Source organism: Streptomyces uncialis (genome assembly GCF_001905345.1).
Taxonomy (GTDB): domain Bacteria; phylum Actinomycetota; class Actinomycetes; order Streptomycetales; family Streptomycetaceae; genus Streptomyces; species Streptomyces uncialis.
Window position 1 is genome coordinate 302,443 of the sequence record NZ_LFBV01000006.1, and the last position, 20,581, is coordinate 323,023.

The window sequence follows — 20,581 nt, forward strand, 5'->3', positions numbered from 1 at the left end:
ATGACGACCTCGCGCCCCTCCCCGACGACCTCGCACCCCTCCCCCACCCCGTCCCTCCCGCCCGACTCCCGCGCCCCGGACCCCGTCCCGTCCGGCTCCTCGTCCCCCGCCCCGGCACCGTCCCGCCGGTCCTCCCCCGTCCGGACGGCCGCCCCGACGGCGGCCGGGGAATGGGAGACGCTGCCCACGTTCGTGGTGCGGACCGCCGGGTTCCCGTGGCGGCTGGTGGAGCGTCTCGGGTACGGCGCCGCCCGTCGGCTCGCGGCGGAGCTCGTCGTACTGGAGGAGCGGGCCACCGCGCTGGCTCAGGGGGCGGCGCCGGAGCGGCGGCTGCCCCGCGCGCTCGCGGCCAGGCTGCGCAATCGGCGTCCGATGCCCGCTGACGCGCCGTTCCCGCGGGAGTGGCTGGCCGGGTGGAACGAGCTGACCGGGCGGCTGGCCCGGACCAGGGAACTGTTCACGGCGGCGGTCGCCGAGGAGTCCGCCGCCGTCACCGGTGTGCTGGCCGGGATGACCGCCGACGAGCGGTTCCTGGAGGCCGTCGTGTGCTCGTCGCCGCCCGCCTACCGGGAGTTGCGCAAGGGGGCCAAGGGGGCGCGGCTGCGCCGTCAGAGCGCCTCGTACGCCCAGCGGTTCGCCGCCAAGTGCGAGACGATGAGCTTCTTCGGGCCGATCAACTACGGGCGGCTGGACCCGGCTCCCGGCGCTGTGGCGCGCTGGTCGTGGGAGGGCCATGAGCGGGTGCCGTGGCGTACGGCGTTCACCGCGGCGCGGGTCGTCGACCGGATACAGGAGGCCGTGCTCGCGGACCCCGCGGTGGTCGCCGCGCTGGTACCGGACCGCAAGTCGTGGCTGGCGCCGACCGGTACCGCGCCGGGGGCCTCGGTCCGGGCGCGGCTGGTGGGCGCGGCCGACGGCGTCCGGGACGTCGCCGCGCTGGCGCGGGCCCTGGACCTGGAACCGCCGGTCGCCGTCGAGGCGTTCCGGGACGCGGTGGCCCGGGGGCTGCTCACGCATTCCTTCGCGCCGCCCGCGACCGTCGCGGACCCGGTGGGCTGGCTGGCCGGGCGGCTCGCCCGGGAGCCGGACGCGCTGAGCCCCGCGCTGCGCGCGCTGGTGGCCGGGGTACGGGAGGTGCTGGCGCGCTATCCGGACGCGGCGCCGGACCACAAGGTCGAACTCCAGTCCCGGCTCCTGGGGCTGGCCCGGGACGCGGTCCCCGGCGACGGGCCCGGGGCGGACCCCGGTCGGGACGAGCGGGCGATCGCCGGGCGCGGACGGTTCTACAACGACCGGGTCATCGTCCACGAGGCCGCCGCCGGGACGCTGGACCTGCGGCTCGGCGGCGGGCTCGCCCGGGATCTGCGGGAGCGGGTGGCCCCGGTCCTGGATCTGCTGGCGGAGGACGCAGGTCTGACCCGCGCGCTCGCGGGCCGGCAGGTGGCCGGGCGGCTGGGCCCCGGCCGGTTCCCGCTGCTGACCGCGATGCGTCGGTGCGAGGGGCTGGCGTTCGAGCGCAGCGAGAGGCTTCCCTCAAGGCTGCTGGACATACTGACGGGCATGTCCGCGGACACCGCCGAAGTGGATCTCGCGGACCTGCTGGAGCGCCCCGCGCCCGCCGGTCCGCCGGTGCTGTGCTCCGTCGACGTCATGATCGACACGGCGGGACTGGACGACTACGTCCCGGGGCGGACCCCGCTGGTGCTGGGGGACATCCACGACGCCGCGCTGCTGACGCCCTGGGCCCTCCAGTTCCATCCGGACGGGGCCGCGCTGCGGGCGGGGAGGGACGCGGCGATCCGCCGGGTGCTCGGCGACCAGGACATGGTCAGTGTGATCGCGCGCCGTACGACGGGGCTGCCGCCGCTGGAGTTCCCGGGTCTGGTCCTCGAACTGGGCGGCACCAGCGAACGCGACGACGCCCCGCGGATCGGCCTCGACCGGCTGTACGTCGACAGCGACGGCGAGCGCGTCACCCTGCGGGCCACCGGGCACGACCGGCCGCTGATGCTCCACAACGGCGAGCTGGACACCGCCTTCCACACGGCCCTGGCCCTGCCCCGTATCCGTCGCCCACGACTGCCGGACCTGCCTCATGTGCCCCGGCTGACCTGGGGCAACGCCGTGCTGTCCCGGCGGCGCTGGACGGTGCCGTCCGAGGCGGTGGCGACGCTCGGCAAGGCGACGGGCGACGCGGAGCGACTGCTGGCGGCGGCCCGGCTGTGCGCCGCGCACGGCCTGCCGGACACGTTCTTCGCCAAGTCCGCGAACGAACGCAAGCCGGTGTACGTGGACACCGCGTCCCCCGCGCTCCTCGACTGCCTGGTGCGGCTCGCGACCACCGATGAGCGGCTGGTGCTCGGGGAGACGCTGCCCGGTCCCGGCCGGTCGTGGCTGCGGGACGGGGACGAGCGGATCGCGGCGGAGCTGCGGTGCGTGTATCTGCGGGGGGCGGTATGAGCGGCACGGGTCCGGGCGGCGACGGGCCGCTGATCGTCCCGCCGCTGACCGACTTCACGACCGCCGTCTCCGTGCCGTCCGGCGGTGAAATCCTCGACCTCGGGGAGCACTTCGTGCGCAGGCTGGCCGATCCGGAGCCGCTGCTGGCCCGTGCCGAGCGGCTCGACACCGGGCGCGGCACCTCGGCCGACGCGCTGCGGGCGCTGTTCGCGCGGGCCGCCGCCGACGCGCTGCGGCGGGGCCGCGCCGACCGGGCCGCGCTGCGGGCCACCGGGATGGCGCTGCGGCTCGCGGGCGACGCCGATCCGGCGCTGACCCTGGCGGTCGACGACCTGGAACTGCGGGACGGGACCACGGAGTCCGCCCCGGCGACGGACACCGCCGCGCGCCGCACCCGGCTGTTCGGTCCGGAGGTGGAGCTGGCGCTGCGGTGGGCCGGGGACCGTACGGTGCGGGTACTGGTCGACACCGACCAGCAGTTGCCCGCCGCGCTCGCCCTGGTCCGGGCCCTCGGTCCGGCGCGGGTGACGCTGTGCGGGCGGTTCGCCTGGGAGCACCGGGCGGTCCTGGGGCAGCTGCCGTCGGCGGCGGGCGCGCGGTTCGATCCGGCGGTCCCGGCGCGGACGGTCCGCCCCGGGTGGCTGCCCGGTACGGAGGACGTGCGGTGGGTGACCGTCCCCGGGGAGCGGACGCCCGGGGCGCCCTGGCTGGGGTGGCTGGACGTGGTGGACGCGGCGGCGTCGGCCGACGGGCACTGGGCGCGCTGCCGGGGGCTGACGGTGACCGTGGCACGGCTCGACTCGTGGGAGACGGCGGTCGGCGCGCGCGGCGGCCGGGCGGATCTGGCGGCGCTGTGCGCGCGGCTGCGGCCGGGGACCCCGCTCGCGGTGGAACTCCTGGTCGGGGCGCCCGGCACCGACGCCAAGGACGCGGCGGCGGCCGTGGCGCTGATCGCCGACGGCCCGGGGCCCGCCCCGGGGGTGCGGCCGGTCCTCGCGGGGCTGCGGCCGTTCCGGCTGCCCCGGCCGTCCGGCGGCGGGACGCCCCCGGCGGGCTGGGACGGGGTGCCGCTGCGCCTCCGGCCGCGTCCGGAGCACGATCTGCCGCGCTGGACGGACTTCGACGCGCCGGGCACCCTGGCCCCCGCCGAACGCTCGGCCACGATCCACGCCCTGCTGGGCGACCTGGCGCGGGACACCGACCTGTACCCCGGCAGGCTCGCCGGAGCCGCCGCGACCGCCCACGCGGTCGGGCCGCCGGCGGACGGGCCGCCGGTCTGGGACCCGTCGGCGCGGGTCGCCTCGACCGCACGGGCCGCGGTGGACGGCAAGGGGCCCGGCACGTTCGTCGCGCATCTGCGCACCGGCACCGCCTTCCGGCTGCACCCCCGGCTCGTCGAGGTCGTCACGGACCTCGCGGCCGGCGGCACGGACCGACTCGACCGGCTGTCCCCGGCTACCCGTACCCGACTCCTCGGCCTGCTCACCCGGGCCGGGGCCCTGGCCCCAGGGAGGACCCCATGAGCCGTGAGTGGACCATCGGCGGCGACTTCGTGGTCCGCCACGCGGGCATGCCGTTCGACTGGCTCGAAGCGCTCGGCGCGCCGGACGGCCCGCTGGCCGCCGCGCGCGAGCTGCTGGACGCGGAGGACGCCCTGCGGGCCGCCGCCGGGACGGGCTTCGGACGGCTGGCGCGGGCGGTGGAGGGCTGCGAACCGGAGCGGCTGCCGTCCGTCCCGGCCGCGCTGCGGACCGCGGCGGACCGCTGGCGCGGCGCGGCACACCGCTACCGGGACCTGTACGAGGGCGCCGACGCCGACGCGACGAAGGAACTGCGGGTGGTGCTGGAACGGCCGCAGGTCGCGGAGGCCGTGCTGCTGTCCAACCCGGACGCCTACCGCAACATGCTGCGTCCGCTGCTCACCGCCGACGGACCGCTGAACTCCCGCAGGCGCCGGGCCCGCCGTCAGCTCTACACCTATGTCCAGCGGTTCTGCGCGAAGAACGAGACGGTGAGCTTCTTCGGCCCGATGGCGTACGGCACCCTCGCGGAAACCGGCCCCGAAGCCGAAACCGACACCGGCCCTGGCCCTGGCACCGGCACCGGCACCGGCACCGGCACCGACGGCTCCGTCGACGTCACGACCTCCCTGCGCACCGATCTGCCGCGCCGCCGGAAGGTGTTCCTGTCCCACTGGGCGGGCCGCGCCCTCGCCCGGTCTGTCGCCCGGGACGGCGCGCTCCTGCCCGACCTGGTGTTCCACCAGGCGCGCCCCGGCGATCCGGACGGGGTCCCGCCCGAGCTGCCCGAGGGCACCGCGCCGGAGCTGACGCGGGCCGCGGGGGCCGCGTACGGGCGGCTCGGCGCGGACGGCGCGACGCTGCGCGGACTGGTCCGGGCGACCGGGCTGCCCGCCCGGGACCTGGCCCGGGGGCTGCGGCTGCTGCTCACCGCCGGGGCGGCCGATGTCCGGCTCGGGGGCGGCCCGTACGACCTGGAGCCGCTGCGGACCCTGCGCGGTCAGCTCGCGGAGCTGCCGCCCTCCGGCGCACGGGCGGTCTGGCTGGAGCGGATCGCCGGGCTGGAGGCGTGCCGCGCCGAGCTGGAGGCCGGGCCCCTGGACAGCGGGCCCGGGCCACGGGCGGAACGGATCGCCGCGCTGGAGGCGGCGTTCACGGCGGCGACCGGGGAGAGCGCCCGTCGTGCGGCCGGGGCGACCTACGCCGACCGGGCCGTGTTCTACGAGGAGGGCGCCTCGCCGTTCGCGCTGCGGGTGGGCACGGCGGCGGCCCGGCACTGGCACGAACGGCTGCGCGCGGTACTGGAGGTGTGCGTCGCGCACGGGGCCGCCACCCAGCGGGCGGCGACCGACGCGGTACGGGCGGCACTCGGTGACACGGGACCGCTCAGCCTCACCGCGTACGCAGCACGGGCCGCAGAGGCGTTCCCCGCGCCGGGCAGCGCCTTCGCGGTGCCGTACGCGCCGACGTACCCGGTCGCGTACGCGGCGGCCGGACTGGCCCGGCTGGGCGCCGCCGCGCGACGGGTCACCGGGGACCGCTACGCGCTGGTGGACCTGTGTGTGAAGGCGTCCGGCCCGGCGGAACTGGAGGGCGCGGCGCTGGTGGTGGCCCGGGTCCACCACCATCTGCTGGTGCCCGGCTGGCTGGGCACGATGCACTCCGGCCCGCGCCCCTTCGGTGCCGACGCCGAGCGGTGGGTCGCCGAACAGGACGGGCGGCTGGTGGGCTTCGACTTCGGACGGCGCAACAAGGGGTACTACCGCTTCCCGGGCCGCGAGGTGGCGCTGCGCCCGGGTTCCTGGGCGGACGCGGAGCGGGCGCCCTGGCGGCCGGAGGACGTGACGGTGACCGTCGGCCCCGGCACGGACGGCCCGGCCTCGGACGGCCCGGCCGGGGGTGGCCCGGCCAGGAGCGGCCCGGCCGTGGACGGGCGGGCGGTGGGCGACGGAAGGCGGGCCGAGGTGCGGATGTCCGGTCCGGCGGGGGAACCCGTCTCGGCGTACCTGCCGCTGAACGACTTCGTGAAGTACGCGCCGTTCGCCGCGCTGTCCCATCCGCAGGTGGCGCACCCGGCGTTCGTCCCCGGGGACGGGGAACCCGCGGACGGGGGCACGGTGTCCGGGGGCACGGTGTCCGGGGGCACGGTGTCCGGGGAAGCCGCGTCCCGGAGCACGGCGTCCGAGAGCGCGACACCCGGGGAAGCCGCGTCCCAGGGCGCGACCGCCGAGAGCACCGCACCCGAAATCGCGACACCCGAGGTCACCGCACCCGGGATCACGACGTCCGGAATCACCGCACCCGAAGGCGTGATCTCCGAGGTACCCGAGGTCACCGTCGACGGGGTGGTCCTCCAGCGGGCCCGCTGGACGCTGGACACCGGACGGCTCGGGCTGCCCGCCCCGCACGCGCGGTTCCTGGAACTGCGGCGGATCGCGCGCCGCACCGGGCAGCGGTTCCTGTTCTGCCGTTCCCCGAGGGAACGCAAGCCGTACCTCGTGGACCTGGCGTCACCGCTGGCGGCCGACCTGGTGGCCCATGTCGCGCGGGACGCGGGGCGGTTGACGGCGGAGGCCATGTCCCCCGGTCCGGACGAGCTGTGGCTGCGCGACGCGGAAGGGCGGCGTTACACGTGCGAGCTGCGGATGCAGGTCGTGGGCCGGGAGGTGACCGGATGAGCCGCCGGACCGGGGTGTTCGCGGAGCACTCCCACCGGCTGCGCCGGGTGTACCGGGAGCGGGGCGCCGACGAGGCGCGGACCGAACGGCGCTGGGGCGCGTGCGTGGAGACCCATGACGGACGGGGGCACGTCACCCATCGGTTCGCGGACGGGGCGGACCTGTTCGCGGACCGGACCAGGCCGGTCGGGGCGCGGGTGGCCCAGCGGGCCCGGGGGCTCGCGGACCGTCCGCTGTTCGCGCCGGACGACGCGGCGGACAAGGTGCTGCGGGACCTCGCCCGGGACGGCACGGAGCTCACCCTCGGGGTCATGCACCAGCATGTGGCCGCCGGGGACGACGCGTGGGTGACGGTGGACGAGCGGCTTTGGTGCACGGTGGAGGTCGGTGCCCGCGCGGCGGACGGGACACACGGGACCGAGGTGGTGCCGTGGCCGGTGGACGGCGACGCGGCCGAGGGCGCCGAACGGGTCGGGGCGGCCGTCGCGGCGCTGCGGTCCCGGCTGGCGCTGCCCCTCGCGGACACCGTGCCCGAGGGCTGCGACCTGGTGCTGGACCCGGGGCGGGCGGGGGCGTTCTTCCATGAGCTGGTGGGCCATCCGATGGAGGCCGACGTGGTGGCGTCGGGCACCAGCTATCTCGGGCGGCGCGCGGATCTGCCGGTCGCGCCCGGCTGGCTGACGGTGGTGGACGGCGGCGGGCGGGCGGCCCGTGGGCTGCGGTCGGCCGTCGACGACGAGGGCACTGCGTGCCGGGACGCCGTACTGATCGACGGGGGCCGGGTCGGTGAGCCGATGACGGACCTGGCGACGGCCGGGCTGCTGGGCACGGCCCCGACCGGGCACGGGCGGCGGCTCGACTACCGGCATCCGGCGATCCCCCGGATGACGCACACGGCCGCGCTGGTGGGCGACGCCCCTGGCGGTACCGGCGTGGGCGACGCGCCCGGCGGGATCGGCCCCGCCGGGGCCGGGCGCCGGTGGCCGGTGCCGCGCGGGGAGTGGATCGCGCCGCTCGATCTCCAGCTCCAGGTGATGAACATCGCGACCGGGGCCTTCGTGTTCCGTTCGTACACCCCGCTGCACCACCGCCCGGACGGTACGGTCCGGCGGCTGCCCCCGCTGGATCTGCGCGGCGACGGGCTCACCGTGCTCGCCGGTCTCGCACCGGTCACCACCCGCGCCGTGGAGTACGGACGGGCGACCAAGGGCTGCGGCAAGCTCGGACAGTTCCCGCTGGTGGTGACCTTCGCCAACGCGGGGGTACGGATCCCCTCCGGACTGGTCGGCGTACGGGAGGCCCGGGATGGCTGAACAGCGGCTCACCGGGACCGGGTTGCTCACCCCGACCCCGGCCGGCGCGCGCACGGCGGAGAGCCTCGACACCGTCACCGTCCTGCGGGACGACCGGCAGCGGGTGAGCGGGTCCCGGCGCCTGTCCGGCGACGACGGTTCGGGCGCCCGGGTCACCGCGTACGTGCGGGAGCTGCTGGCGGGCGCGGAGCGGGCGTGGGGCTCGGTGCCCGGGGCGCCGTTGCAGAGCGCGGTGGCCCGGGTCCGGGAGACCCGGCGGGAGACCCGCTCCGGCGACCACGGCGACGGCGCCTGGGCGACGGCGACGGTGCTGGCGCGGCTGGAGACGGTCGCGGGCCCGGTCCTGATCGGCGCCGGGACGGTCGGCCGGGGGCTCACCGGCTCCCCGCCCGCCGCCCGACCGCCGCTGCCGCCGCTGCCGCCGCTGCCGTCGACGGATCTGGCGCCGGAGCCGCCCGCGCACTGGCGGCGGCGTCCGCTGCTGCTGGGCCCGGCGGTCGCCGCCCAGTTGGTGACGGCCGCGTGGCTGGCGTTCACCTCGGGCGGCAGCCGGGAACGGCTCGCGAAGCTGGCGGGGCGGCGGGTGCTGCCGGGGCTCGATCTGCTCGACACGGCCGGGGACCAGCCGCCGGACGGCTCCGACGACGGCGGCCATCCGGCCGGGGCCCTCGCCGTCGTCTCGGGCGGGGTGCTGCGGGCCCTGCCCCGGGACCCGGACACCGGGCTGCTCGCCGGACGGATGGTCTGGGACCACGACACCCGTGGCTGCGCGGCCCGGTTCCCGGCGTCGCTGCGGCTCACCGGACCGGAGGTGCCCCTCCCGGCGGACGCCCTGGAACTCACCGTGTGCGTCGAGGGGCTCCAGCGCTACCACGCCGACGGCGTGCTGCGGCTGGCCTGTCCGGCGCGGACCGCCGACGAGCCGGACCGCTGGTTCATGCTCCAGCTCCGGGGCCGGCCGCTGCGGCTGCTCCAGGCGGCCCGGGGACTCACCGGTCCCCCGGCCGCCGTCCACACCGACCACACCGTCACCACCGCCGCCCTGGTCCTGCCGGGCGCCGCCGCGCTGACGGAGAAAGGAACGGGCTCCCTTGACCACATATGACTACCTGCTCGTCGGCGGCGGCATCGTCGGCGCGTGTCTCGCGGAGGAACTCGCGGGGACCGGTGCCTCGGTGGCCGTGCTCGACGCCGGGACCGAGGCGGGACGGGCGACCCGGCAGGCGGCCGGGGTCGCCGTGCCGTCGCTGCGCTACCTCGGCCGCCCGGAGCTGTACCGGTGGCTGTGCGAGGGGCGGGCGCGGCTGGACGAGGACATCCGGCGGCTGGAGCCGGAGCACGGCCCGTTCAGTGTGGCGCGGCCGATCCTGCGGGCGCTGCGCGCGTCCGACGCGGAGGCCCACGCCGGACGGCTGGACCTGCTGGCGGACGCCAAGTGGGTCGGCGCGGAGGATCTGCCGGGCGTGGCACCCGGGATGAAGCTGCCCGCGGAGCGCCGGTACCTGCTCGATCCCGGGGGCCTGATGGTCGACGGCGCCCGGTACCTGGCGGCGGTGCGCGCCCGGTGCGACGCGGCCGGGGTGTCCTGGCACCAGGACACCGAGGTCCGCGCGCTGACCGAGCACACCGGGTACGCCGTGGCGGCGACCTCGCGGGGCTCGTTCCGCGCGGACCGGGTGGTCGTCACCGCGGGTGCCTGGTCGGGCGGGCCGCTCGCGCCGTCGCTGCCGGTGTTCCCGCAGCGCGGTCAGCTGGTGGTGCTGAAACCGGCGGCCGAGGTGCCGCTGATCTTCTCGTCGGCGTTCTATCTGGCGCCGGGCGTGGACGGCGGGGTCATCGTCGGCGCGACCGAGGAGGACGCCGGGTTCGACGAGAGCATGACCGCGGCCGGGGTCGCCCGGCTGCTGATGTTCGCGGTGTCCGCGGTGCCGGGGCTCTCGGGCGCGACCCCCTGCGAGCTGCGCGCGGGGCTGCGGCCCGCGACCCGGGGCGGGGAACCGCTGCTGGGCCGGATACCGGACCGCAGCCGCACGTATGTCGCGGCGGGTCACGCGGGGCACGGGCTGCTGTCGGCGCGGCTGTCCGCGCGGGGCATGTCGGCGGGGCTGGTGCGTGACGCGTGGGAGGAGATCCCGGAGAGCATGTGCCCGGCCGTCGCCCTGGCCGCCGGGAACGACCAGGAGGGGCACCGGTGAACATCGACCACATGATCCTCGGGGCGCGGGACGTCGCCCCGCTGCGCGCGTGGCTGCGGGACGCGCACGGCTTCGGCATCACCGACGGCAGCCCGAACCCGGACGGCACGGCGAGCTGGGTCGTCCCGATGGACACCCCGCTGGTGCAGTACCTCGAACTGCTCGTGGTGCACGACGAACAGGCGCTGGCGGACTCGGACTTCGGCCGGGTGTTCCTGGACCGCACGGCGGACGGCCCGGCCTTCCTCAACTGGGCCGCGCTGTCGGACGACATCGACGCGGACGCCGCCCGGGTGAAGGAACTCACCGGCGCGGACCCGGAGCTGCTGCGCGGTGAGTCGGTGCGCGCCGACGGACAGGTGGTGCCGTGGGCGGAGGCCGGGTTCGCGGCGTCCTGGGAGGTGCCGTCGCGGCCGTTCTTCCTGGCGTACGAGAACTGGCCCGCCCGCCGCGCCCGGGTCCCCGGCGATCTGGCCGCCGCCGCGCATGACACGCTCCCGACCGGTATCGCCTCGGTGACGGTGGTGAGTTCACGGGCCGATCTGCCGGTCTGGCTCGGTACGGACGCCCTGCCGGTCACCGTCGAGGCGTCCGCGCACGAGGCGGTGCGCGCGGTCGAGGTACGTACCGATTCCGGGCCGCGGGTCCTGGAGCTGCCGTGACGGGCCCGGTGCTGTACGCCGTGGTGACCGGGGCGCCCCCGGCGAAGGACGTCGGCGCCCTGGTGGACCTCGCGTGCCGCGACGGCTGGCGGGTGTGCGTGGTGGCCACGCCGGACGCGGAGCGGTTCCTCGACGGCGACGCGCTGGCCGCGGCGACCGGGTACCCGGTGGTGAGCGGGTGGCACCGGCCGGGCCAGGCGCCCCGGCTGCCGCCGCCGGACGCGCTGGTGGTGGCCCCGGCGTCCGGCAACACCCTGGCCAAGCTGGCCGCGGGCATCTCCGACAGCTTCGCCCTCGGTGTGCTGGTGGAGGCCGTGGGACGGCGTGCCCCACTGGTCCTGGCCCCGTTCTCCAACGACGCCCATCTCGCGCACCCCGCGCTCGTGGAGTCCGTGGCCCGGCTGCGGTCCTGGGGTGCGAGCGTCCTGACCGAGGGCCTGTATCCGCCGCACCCCCCGGGGCCGAGCGCCGCGTACGCGCGATCCTTCGCGTGGGGGTCCGTCTGGGCGGCGCTGACCGCCCGTCCGGACGTGCCGCCCGCCCTCAGGCCGTCCCCCGACCCCCGCCTCCCGCCACGTCCCCCCGCCGCACCGCCGCTACCCGCCCGGAACGGGGACGCCGCCCGGTACGAGGACGCCCCGCCGCACCACGAAGCACCGCACCACGAAGCACCACACCGCGACACGGCGTCCCGCGACCCATCGCACCGCGCAGCACCGCACCGCGCGGCACCGCACCACGGCACACCTCCCCCCGACGCACCGCACCGCGCAGCACCGCACCGGCCGTCGCTCGCGGCCGGGCGCCCCGCCGACGACAGCAGTCCTTGAGGCCGCGGCCGTTCCGTGGCCCCCACCCAGGAGGAACAGCACCGATGACCGCATCCGTCCCCGAGATCGTCTTCCTGAGCGGTTCACTGGGCGAGCTGTCCCGGACGAACCGGCTGGCCCAGTGGTGCGCCGACCAGTGCGCGCCGCGGGCCCGGACCACCGTGTTCCCCGGCGCCGAGCTGGATCTGCCCTTCTACCGCCCCGGCAGCCCGCCACCGGGCCCGCGTCCGGCCCGGTACCTGGCCGCGTTGGAGCGTGCCGACGGGGTGGTGCTGGTGTCGCCGGTGTACCACGGCACCCTGTCGGGGCTGCTGAAGAACGCCCTGGACTATGTCAACGAACTCGCCGGGGCGCCCCAGCCGTACCTCGACGGCCGGGCGCTCGGCTGTGTCTCCATCGGGCTGGGCGAACAGGGCGCGTCGTCCACGCTCCAGACCCTGCGCACGGTCGGGCACGCGCTGCGCAGCTGGCCCACCCCGATGGGCGTCGCGCTGTCGCAGGGCCGCGCGGACCTCACCGACGACGGTTCCCCGGTCGACCAGCAGGCGCACACCCAGCTGACGGTGATGCTCGGCCAGGTCATGACGATGGCCCGGCTCAACGCCCGCCGCCGCGCGGCCCGCGCGGAGCGGACCGTCCCGGCTGCGCAGCCGGCGGGCGTCACCCCGGCCGCGGTGCGGGCCGGAGGGGTGCGGTGAACCACGCGCCCGCGGTCGCGGCGCCCCTGCGGTGGACGGTGCCGCACGGCCCGGCGGAACTGGCCGTCGAGCTGCTCTCACCGTGTCTGCTGCGCACCCCGGGGTTTCCGGTGGCGCTGCTGGCGGGCACGGCGAGCCCGGCCACCCTGGACCTCGCGGCGCGCGCGGCGGCGCGGGCCCGGGTCGCGCGGGCCGCCCGCGCGGACTTCCTGACCGGCCGCTGGCCCGCGCTGCGGGCGGCGGCCCGTCCGGCGGACGCGGCCCGGCATCCGGCGTGGCGGGCGCTGCTCCGCGCGCACCGGCGGATCGAGGGGTACGAGGCGCTGGGCGAGCCGCAGTTGGCGGCGCTGGAGTCGGTCGGCGGTACGCGGACCCGGATCTGGGCGGAGTCGTGGAACGCGCGGGTCCGCTCGGACGCGGCGTTCCGGGCCGGGGCGGCGGCACAGCTGCGGTCGGCGACGGTCGCCGCGTGGCGGCACACGGCGCGCACCGTGGACGACGAGCGGATGCGGCACGCGGTGTTCGTCTCCAACCCGTCCTTCTTCCGTACCGCGCTGAAGCGTCCGCTGGCCCCGCGGCTCGACGCGTGGGAGGTGCCGGACCGCGATACGGACGCGGTGCCGCCGCGGGGACTGCGCCGCACCCTGACGACCGCGCACCGCTATCTGCGGCGGTTCACGACACGCTGCGAGACGATCTCGTTCTTCGGCCCGGTGCTGTTCGCGGCGCTCGACGGGGAGTCGGACCGGCCCGTGGTCCGGGGAGAGCCCGGGGCGGAGCGGGTCCTGGTGGAGGCGAGCACCTGGCTCACCGACGCGTTGGGCCGGGCGGTGACCGAGCGGCTGGACCCGGCGCTGCGGGTGGCCCGGCGCAGCCCGCTGTTCCGCGAACGGGACGGCGGCGGCGGTAGCAGCGACCACGGTCATGGCGTCGGCGGTGTCCTGGAACGGGTCGTGGACGGGAAGGCGTTCCGGGTGGCCGCCGGGCCGCTGGCGCTGTGGCGGGCCGCCGACGGGACACTGACGCTGGGCGCCCTCGCGGAACTGCTGGGGCTGGACATCGCGGCGGCGGACACGGCGGCGCGGGCACTCGGACCCGCGCTGATCGTGGCGGGCCGTCCGCTGCCCGCGACCGAGCTGCGTCCGCTGGCGAGGCTCGCCCCGCACGACCCGACGGGCACCGCGGCACGGCTCGCGGCGGCGCGGACGGCGTACGCGACGGAGCCGTGGCCCGGACGGACGGCGGCGTACGAGCGGGTCGAGGAGCGGGCGGCGGAGCTGACCGGGGTGGTGCGGCGGGGCGCGGGCGAGCACTACGCGGACCGGGAGGTGGTGTTCGAGGACCGGACGAGTCCCTGGAGCGAGCGGGTCACGTTCGGCGCCCCGGTCCTGGACGGGATGCGCCGGGCGCTGTCGGCGGTGCTGCCCGTGTGCCATCTGGGGGCGCTGCTGGCCCGGGAGGACGCCCGGGAGGTGGTGCGCGGGGCGACCGGCGGGACGGGGCAGCCGCTGGCGCGGCTCGCGATGACGGAACTGCCCGATGAGCGGCCCCGTACGGAACTGCTGCGGACGGCCCTGCGGGATCTCGTCGCGGGACGTACGGCGTGCGACGGGGTGGTGGAGCTGACGGCCGAGGAGATCGGCGCGGCGACCGCCGGGCTGTGGCGGCTGGTCCCGGAGGGCGACCGGTACGAGGCGTCGTTGCCGAGTCCGGACCTGATGGCGATGGGCCGGGACCCGGGGAGCGCGACCTGGCTGCTGTCGGAGCTGCACGACGACGCGAGTTCGGTCTACGGAGGCTTGGAGAACCGCGCGCACAGCGACCCGGCGGGCCTGTGGCAGGAGTTCACCGCGCGGATCGCCGGCCGGTTGCCGCCCGAGGGGCTGGCGACGATCGTGTCGCGCCGCCGCAGCGCGCATGTCACCCCGGAACTGCCCGGTCTCTCGGTGGAGTTGAGCGGCCTGTCGGGCAAGCCGCGGACGGAGACGGCGCCGGTGGCGGAGGTCTCGGTGGCCCCGGCGGGTGACGCGATCGAGGTGCGGGGCGAACGGCGGTTGCTGTACCCGGGGGATCTGCGGTCCCCGCTGCACCGGGCGGTGTCGCTGCCCTCGGTGGTGCCGGTCACGGTGGAGACGGGCGCGCGCACGCCCCGGATCGTCATCGACTCGGTGGTCTACCAGCGGGCCCGCTGGCGGGTCCCGCTGCCGGACGCGCCCGGCCCGGAGCCGTACGACCGCTGGCTGGCGGTGCAGCGCTGGCGCTCCGGGCACTCCCTGCCCCGGCATGTGTTCCTGCGGCACGCCTCCGAACCGAAGCCGCTGTACGTGGACTTCGCCGATCCGCTGTCCGTGGCCGAGGTGGCGGGGCTGGGCGGCGGGGAGTGCGTGGTGTCGGAGATGCTGCCCGCCCCGGACGAGCTGTGGTGGGAGTCGGACGGCGGGGCGCAGTGCGCGGAGTTCCGGCTGGGCTGTGTCGTCGGGGCCCGGCGGTGAGCGGGCCGGACACCGGACCGGGCGCCGGGGCGGAGCAGGGCGGGGGCGCGGCCGTGGGCGGGGCGCGGGAGCGTGCCGACGCGGCGGGCGGGGCGGCGTGGGAGGCGGTGCCGGCGGGACTGCGCAAGCGCTGCCGGGCCGCGGTGGAGGGGCACCGTGAGCGGCTGCTCGCCCTGTCGCACGCGCTGCACGCCGATCCGGAGACGGCGTTCGAGGAGCACCGCGCGGCGGCGCGGGTCGCCGGTGTGCTGACGGCGGAGGGGTTCACGGTCCGGCGGGGCGTGGGCGGTCTGGACACCGCGCTGACGGCGACGTACGGCGACGGTGAGCTGGTGGTGGGGGTGTGCGCGGAGTACGACGCGCTGCCGGGGCTGGGCCACGCGTGCGGCCACAACGTGATCGCGGCGGCGTCGGTGGGCGCGGCGCTCGCGCTGCGGGACGTCGCGGGTGACCTGGGTGTGACGGTGAAGCTGATCGGCACCCCGGCGGAGGAGACCGGCGGCGGGAAGATCCTGCTGCTGGAGCGCGGGGTGTTCGACGATGTCGGGTTCGCGCTGCTGATCCACCCCTCGCCGGACGAGCTGTGCGCGCCGCGGACGCTGGCGGTCACCGATCTGGAGGTCCGCTACCGGGGGCGGGCGGCGCATGCCGCGTTCGCCCCGCATCACGGGGTGAACGCCGCCGACGCGCTGACGGTCGCCCAGGTCGCGATCGGGCTGGCCCGGCAGCATCTGGAGGACCGTCAGATGGTGCACGGCATCGTCACCGACGGCGGCGCCGTACCGAATGTGATCCCCGACGACACCCGGGCCCTCTACTATCTGCGCGCCGGTTCGTACGAGTCGCTGGAGGGGCTGGAGCGGCGGGTCCGGGACTGTCTGCGGGCCGGTGCGGTGGCGACGGGCTGCGCCGAGGAGGTGCGGCAGGTGTCACCGGCGTACGCGGATCTGGTGTCCGATCCCTGGCTGGCGGGTGCGTACCGCTCGGCGGTGACGGCGCTGGGCCGCTCGCCGGTGCCGTTCGCCGAGGAGGCGGGCCGGCTGACCCCGGCGTCGACGGACATGGGCAATGTGTCGCGGGCGCTGCCCGCGATCCAGCCGAGCATCGGGGTGGACTGCGGGTCCGCCGTCAATCATCAGCCGGGTTTCGCCGAGGTGTGCGCGGGGCCGTCCGGGGACCGGGCCGTGCTGGACGGTGCGGTGGCGCTGGCGTGGACGGCGGCGTCCGCCGCGCTGGACAGCCCGGCGCGCGCGCTGCTGCTGGCCGGGGTGCGGGAGCGCGCCGCGGGCCGGGTAGGGGGTCCCTGATCGGCGCGACCGGCCGCCGCGGTGGTCCGGCGCGGCTGCCCGCCGGCCGCTCCCCCGTACGGCGGGGACCCCGCCCGGGGCCGGGGTGTCCGGTCCGGGCGGGGTCCTCGGTGCGCCGTGCGGGGTGTCGGTCAGCGGGTCGCCTTCGAGCCGTCGATCACGGCGAAGACGGCACCGGCGACGTCGGTGAGGACGGCCTTGCGGCCGGCCGGGATGTCCTCGGGCGCGGAGACCAGGGTGGCGCCGAGGCCGACCGCGCGCTCGACGAGCTTGTCGGTGCCGGACGCGGGGTCGACGCCGAAGTACACCGTCCAGTGCGGGGGGACCTCGGCGGGGACGGCGTCGGGGAGCTGGAGGCGGCCGAGGAAGGGCGCCGCGCCGTGGCCCCACACGCTGTAGTCGTAGGTGACGCCGTCACCGATCTGCTGCTGCTCGTAGCCGAACAGGCCGCGGTAGAACTCGTCGGCGGCGGAGCCCTGGCGGGTGTTGAGCTCGGCCCAGGCCAGGGTGCCGGGGGCGCCGGTGCGGAACTCCGCGTCGCGCAGCGACTGCCACGCGCCGAAGAAGGCGCCGGTCGGGTCGGCGGCGATGACCACGTGGCCCTGCTGGGGCGCCTCGTTCTGGTAGACGACCTGTCCGCCGAGGTCCTTGACGCCCTGCGCGGTCGCGTCGGCGGCGTCGGAGTGCAGATAGAGGGTCCACGCGGGGGGCTGGCCGGGCTGCGCGGCCCGCAGTCCGGCGATCGGGTTCCCGCCGTCGACCGCGTAGGTGTAGGTCCCCGAGGGGTCGAGCGAACCGTCGAACTCCCAGCCGAAGAGGCCGCGGTAGAACTCCTTGCTGGCGTCGAGGTCGGCGGAGGTGACGTCGATCAGGGCCGGGGTTCCTGGACGCGAGGACATGGCTGTCTCCTTGGTTCGTGCGGAGGAATGGTGCCGGTGGACGGGACATGACGCGCGAGGCGTCACGTGGCCGAGTACGAGACGTTCTTCTTGACGCCGAGCAGGGACGCGACGGTGCTGACGGCGACCTCGCGGACCCGGTCCTCCCGGAAGTAGGCGTGATCGCAGACACGCGGGATGAGCATGCCGTCGAGCATGGCCAGGATGACCGTGACCAGGTCCTCCGGGTCCTCCTCGGTGGTGAACTCACCGCTGGCGATGCCGTCCCGGATGGCCTCGATGAACGGCCTGCGGTACCGCTGCTGGATGTCGACGCTGTGCGCGCGCAGCTCGGGGTCGCGGGCCGCCGCGTACCAGAACTCCAGCAGCATGCGCCAGGTCTGCACCGGGAGGATGGCGAGGCCCCGTTCCAGCAGCTGGACCAGCCGCTCCCATGGAGTGCTTCCCGAGGCGGCGGCCTGCTCCATGGCCCAGACCTCCTCCTCGGTGGACTGGTGCAGCGCCTCGATGAGCATGTCGTCGCGGGAGCCGAAGTAGAACTGGAGTGTGCTCACGGCGACGCCCGCGGCGGTGGCGACATCACTGAAACGGGTGCGGTCGTAGCCGCGTTCGGCCAGTACACCGACCGCCACGCGCAGTACCTCGCCCCGTCTTTCGCCTCCAGCCCGACGCCGACGCATTTGCCCCTTTTCCAACACTTCTCCCTAATAGTTCCAATAACCCTACCATACGACCGACCGGTATTGCAGCCCCGGTAGGCCGTACCGTACTGTCATACGGTATCGTACGCATCGGTAACGAAGGGGTTGTCTTGTCCGACCACACCCTGATCAGTCCGCCCGCGTCCGACCTGCACCTGAGGGACGCCGTGACGGGATACCGCCGCTCGCAGGTGATCTACGCGGCGGTCAAACTGGGCGTCGTGGACGCGCTCGCCGACGGACCCAGGTCCGCCGCCGCACTCGCCCGGCACTGCGGAGCGGACGCCGCGGTCCTGCCCCGGTTCCTGCGCGTCCTGGTCGCCGAGGGCCTCCTGGCCGAAACCGCCGGTGGGGGGTTCTCCCTCACCCCGCACGCCGCCCCGCTGCGCTCCGACGCCCCCGGCTCGCTCGCCGCGTGGGTGGTCACGGTCTGCGAGGAGCAGTTCTTCGCCTGGGGCCATGTCCTGCACACGGTGCGCACCGGCGGCTCCGCCTTCGAGCAGGCGTTCGGCACCGGCTTCTGGCAGTACCTGCGCGAGCACGACACGGCCGCCGCGGCCTACGACGCCGGTATGGCCGACTCCATCGGCCAGGCCCGCGACCTGGTCGTGACCGGCCACGACTTCGGCACGGCACGGCGCGTCGCCGACATCGGCGGCGGCCGCGGCGCCCTGACCGCCGCCCTGCTCGACGCCCACCCCACGCTCCACGTCACCCTCGTGGACCTGCCGGACGTGGTGACACGTGCTGCCGGACCGCTCGGCGCGCGCGGCTGGGGCGACCGGCTCACCCTCGCCCCGGCCGACTTCCTGGACGAGGTGCCCGGCGGCCACGACGTGCACATCCTGTGCCGGGTGCTCGCCGATTGGGACGACCACCGGGCCCGCCGCATCCTCACCACCTGCCGCCGCGCGATGGAGCCGGGCGCCGTCCTGCTCATCGCCGAAGGACTCGCCCGCCCCGCCGACCCGGCGGGCGCCCGGGGACTGCTCGATCTCCATCTGCTGCTGCTCATCGGCGGCCGGGAGCGGTCCGCGGACGACTACCGCACCCTGCTGTCCGAGGCCGGGTTCACGGTCCGCGGCGTCCAGGACACCGGCCGGATCTCCCTGATCGAGGCGGTCGCCTGCTGACCTTTCCGGGCCCGGGGGACGGGTCGTCCAGCGCACTTCCGCGACATCTGCACGCAGTCATGTGATGCACCAAGGGGGAGAACGCTACGTGAAAGAGCTCCAGCACAAGCCAGGAAGCAAGCCCTACCGCAGGGAACTGCGGGAACAACTGAAGGCCCTCGGATTCCCCGCGGACCGGATCAACGACGCCGTGGCCACGGCACTCGCCCAGCTCTGCCATATGCGCCCGCGCACCGCGCGCCGCCTCGCCTGCGAACTCTCGCTGGACGAGGTCGCCGCCCGCTACAGCGCCCTGCGCAACGACGCCGAGTCCCGGATGCGCGGCAGCCGCATATGGGACTTCGAGCAGTGGCCCGCCCGTGGGGTGCATCCCACGGTGCGCACCCTGCGCACCCTGGCCGACATCTACGGCACGAGCTGGGTCCAGCTCGTCGACATCGAGGACCTGCGGCACATGCCCGAGGAGGACCGCGAGCTGTACCACCGGCGGCTCGCCGGTGACGCGGACCCCCAGCAACCGCCCGCCTCCCGCCCGCGGACCGCGGGGACGGCGACCGCCGGCTGCCCCGGGCACCCCGGCCCGCCCGACCCCGCGCACCGCCCGTTACGGCTGCGGGAGACCGGCACCGCCGAACTCATGGCCGTCAGCGGCGAGAACGCGCTGGGCACCGCCCGCCATGTGACGACGACCAATGTCGACGACGTCACGGTCGAACAGCTCGACCGTGAACTGCGCGACGCGGGCCGCGCCTATCTGCACGCCTCACCCGCCCCGGTGCTGCTCCAGCTCACCCAGCTCGGCGAGCGCATGGCCGAACTGCTGCGCGGCCAGCAGCGCCCCAGCCAGACCGTCCGCCTCCAGGCCCTCGCCGCCCGCTGCTCCGCGCTGACGGCCTGGGTCTGCGACGACCTCGGCGGCACCTCGGCCGCCCGCGCCCACCTCTGGGCCGCCTCCATGTTCGCGGGCCAGGCCGAGCACGACGACGCGCGGCGCTGGGTCAGCGTGGTCCGCTCCCGGCTGGCCTTCTCCGACGGCGACTTCGTGGAGTCCGCCCGGATCGCCGACGACGGCGCGCGCGGCGAGTGGCCCGACGGCATCAAGTCGCATCTGCTGCTGCGCCGGGCCCGCGCGCTCGCCCGCGCCGGACAGGACGACGAGGCACGCGAGGCCCTGCGGGCATGGGAGGAGGGCAACAGGAAACAGATGTACTTCGGCACCGGGAACGGGGCCGACGGGATCTTCCACCTCCAGAGCGCCCAGCAGCGCTACTTCGTCGGGGCGGCCCTGCTGGACGTCCGCGACATCCACCCGGCGCTCCAGGAACTCCTCACCGCCCTGGACCTGTTCGACAAGGCGCCCGCGGAGGTACGCGCCTACGCCGAGCACGCGCTGAGCCGGATCGACACGGCCAGGGCGTTCCTCACCCTGGGCGAACCCTCGGAGGCGCACGAGGTGATGGAGCCGGTGTTCGCGCTGCCGCCGGAGCGCCGCTCCCGCTGCGTACTGACCGCGCTGAACGAGCTGCTGCTGGTCGCGGGCGGCGATTCCCTGTTCGGCCGGCGGTTCGCCGCGGAGTGGGGGATGCGCGCGGACCCGTACGCGAGCCGGGCGCCCGCCCCCCAGGGGCGCGCCGCCGGCACCTCGGTGCCCACCTGCGCCTGAACCTCCGGGTGCCGGGCCGGCCGACCGGCC

15 protein-coding genes are annotated in these 20,581 nt (G+C 76.3%); 13 read left to right on the top strand and 2 right to left on the bottom strand.

Annotated elements, in window-relative coordinates; translation table 11 throughout:
• From AB852_RS23835 to AB852_RS23885, 11 genes are read left to right on the top strand one after another with little or no spacing between them, the layout of a single operon-like run.
• Complete coding sequence (locus AB852_RS23835) at positions 1 to 2,460, top strand: lantibiotic dehydratase (protein WP_143201272.1); 2,460 nt, start codon at positions 1 to 3, stop codon at positions 2,458 to 2,460.
• Positions 2,457 to 3,983: a hypothetical protein gene (locus AB852_RS23840; protein WP_073792214.1), complete on the top strand. Its 1,527-nt coding sequence runs from the start codon at positions 2,457 to 2,459 to the stop codon at positions 3,981 to 3,983. Before AB852_RS23835 ends, AB852_RS23840 begins: the two co-directional genes overlap by 4 nt.
• Positions 3,980 to 6,658 carry a lantibiotic dehydratase gene (locus AB852_RS41385; protein ID WP_073792215.1) on the top strand — a complete coding sequence of 893 codons (2,679 nt, stop codon included), beginning with the start codon at positions 3,980 to 3,982 and terminating at the stop codon, positions 6,656 to 6,658. Before AB852_RS23840 ends, AB852_RS41385 begins: the two co-directional genes overlap by 4 nt.
• Positions 6,655 to 7,971: a metallopeptidase TldD-related protein gene (locus AB852_RS23850; protein ID WP_073792216.1), complete on the top strand. Its 1,317-nt coding sequence runs from the start codon at positions 6,655 to 6,657 to the stop codon at positions 7,969 to 7,971. Before AB852_RS41385 ends, AB852_RS23850 begins: the two co-directional genes overlap by 4 nt.
• Positions 7,964 to 9,076: a hypothetical protein gene (locus AB852_RS23855; protein ID WP_073792217.1), complete on the top strand. Its 1,113-nt coding sequence runs from the start codon at positions 7,964 to 7,966 to the stop codon at positions 9,074 to 9,076. Before AB852_RS23850 ends, AB852_RS23855 begins: the two co-directional genes overlap by 8 nt.
• Positions 9,063 to 10,166 carry an NAD(P)/FAD-dependent oxidoreductase gene (locus AB852_RS23860; protein WP_079184875.1) on the top strand — a complete coding sequence of 368 codons (1,104 nt, stop codon included), beginning with the start codon at positions 9,063 to 9,065 and terminating at the stop codon, positions 10,164 to 10,166. Before AB852_RS23855 ends, AB852_RS23860 begins: the two co-directional genes overlap by 14 nt.
• Positions 10,163 to 10,828 (top strand): VOC family protein, encoded by a 666-nt coding sequence (locus AB852_RS23865; RefSeq protein ID WP_073792218.1) that lies wholly within the window; start codon positions 10,163 to 10,165, stop codon positions 10,826 to 10,828. Before AB852_RS23860 ends, AB852_RS23865 begins: the two co-directional genes overlap by 4 nt.
• Complete coding sequence (locus AB852_RS40285; RefSeq protein ID WP_073792219.1) at positions 10,825 to 11,658, top strand: flavoprotein; 834 nt, start codon at positions 10,825 to 10,827, stop codon at positions 11,656 to 11,658. Before AB852_RS23865 ends, AB852_RS40285 begins: the two co-directional genes overlap by 4 nt.
• A gap of 44 nt (positions 11,659 to 11,702) precedes the next feature.
• A complete protein-coding gene (locus AB852_RS23875) occupies positions 11,703 to 12,356 on the top strand; it encodes an NADPH-dependent FMN reductase (protein WP_073792220.1) in 654 nt (217 codons plus the stop codon).
• Positions 12,353 to 14,848, top strand: coding sequence for a lantibiotic dehydratase (locus AB852_RS39885; protein ID WP_073792221.1), 2,496 nt, complete (start codon positions 12,353 to 12,355; stop codon positions 14,846 to 14,848). Before AB852_RS23875 ends, AB852_RS39885 begins: the two co-directional genes overlap by 4 nt.
• The gene (locus AB852_RS23885) at positions 14,845 to 16,155 is read left to right on the top strand and encodes an amidohydrolase (protein WP_245876891.1); all 1,311 of its coding nucleotides are present in this window, start codon (positions 14,845 to 14,847) and stop codon (positions 16,153 to 16,155) included. Before AB852_RS39885 ends, AB852_RS23885 begins: the two co-directional genes overlap by 4 nt.
• Positions 16,156 to 16,286: 131 nt before the next feature.
• Here the strand turns inward: AB852_RS23885 and AB852_RS23890 are convergent, their stop codons facing one another.
• Both AB852_RS23890 and AB852_RS23895 read right to left on the bottom strand, forming a co-directional pair.
• On the bottom strand, positions 16,287 to 17,054 hold the full coding sequence (locus AB852_RS23890; RefSeq protein ID WP_073792222.1) for a VOC family protein: 768 nt from the start codon (positions 17,052 to 17,054) through the stop codon (positions 16,287 to 16,289).
• Positions 17,055 to 17,116: 62 nt separating this feature from the next.
• Positions 17,117 to 17,686: a TetR/AcrR family transcriptional regulator gene (locus AB852_RS23895; protein ID WP_178391095.1), complete on the bottom strand. Its 570-nt coding sequence runs from the start codon at positions 17,684 to 17,686 to the stop codon at positions 17,117 to 17,119.
• Between the two features lie 179 nt (positions 17,687 to 17,865).
• Here AB852_RS23895 and AB852_RS23900 point away from each other — a divergent pair, with 179 nt between their 5' ends.
• Positions 17,866 to 18,888: a methyltransferase gene (locus tag AB852_RS23900; protein WP_079184877.1), complete on the top strand. Its 1,023-nt coding sequence runs from the start codon at positions 17,866 to 17,868 to the stop codon at positions 18,886 to 18,888.
• An 88-nt stretch (positions 18,889 to 18,976) separates the two neighbouring features.
• Entirely contained in the window at positions 18,977 to 20,551 is a 1,575-nt protein-coding gene (locus AB852_RS23905; RefSeq protein WP_073792224.1) for a hypothetical protein, read from the top strand.
• Positions 20,552 to 20,581 lie beyond the last annotated feature (30 nt).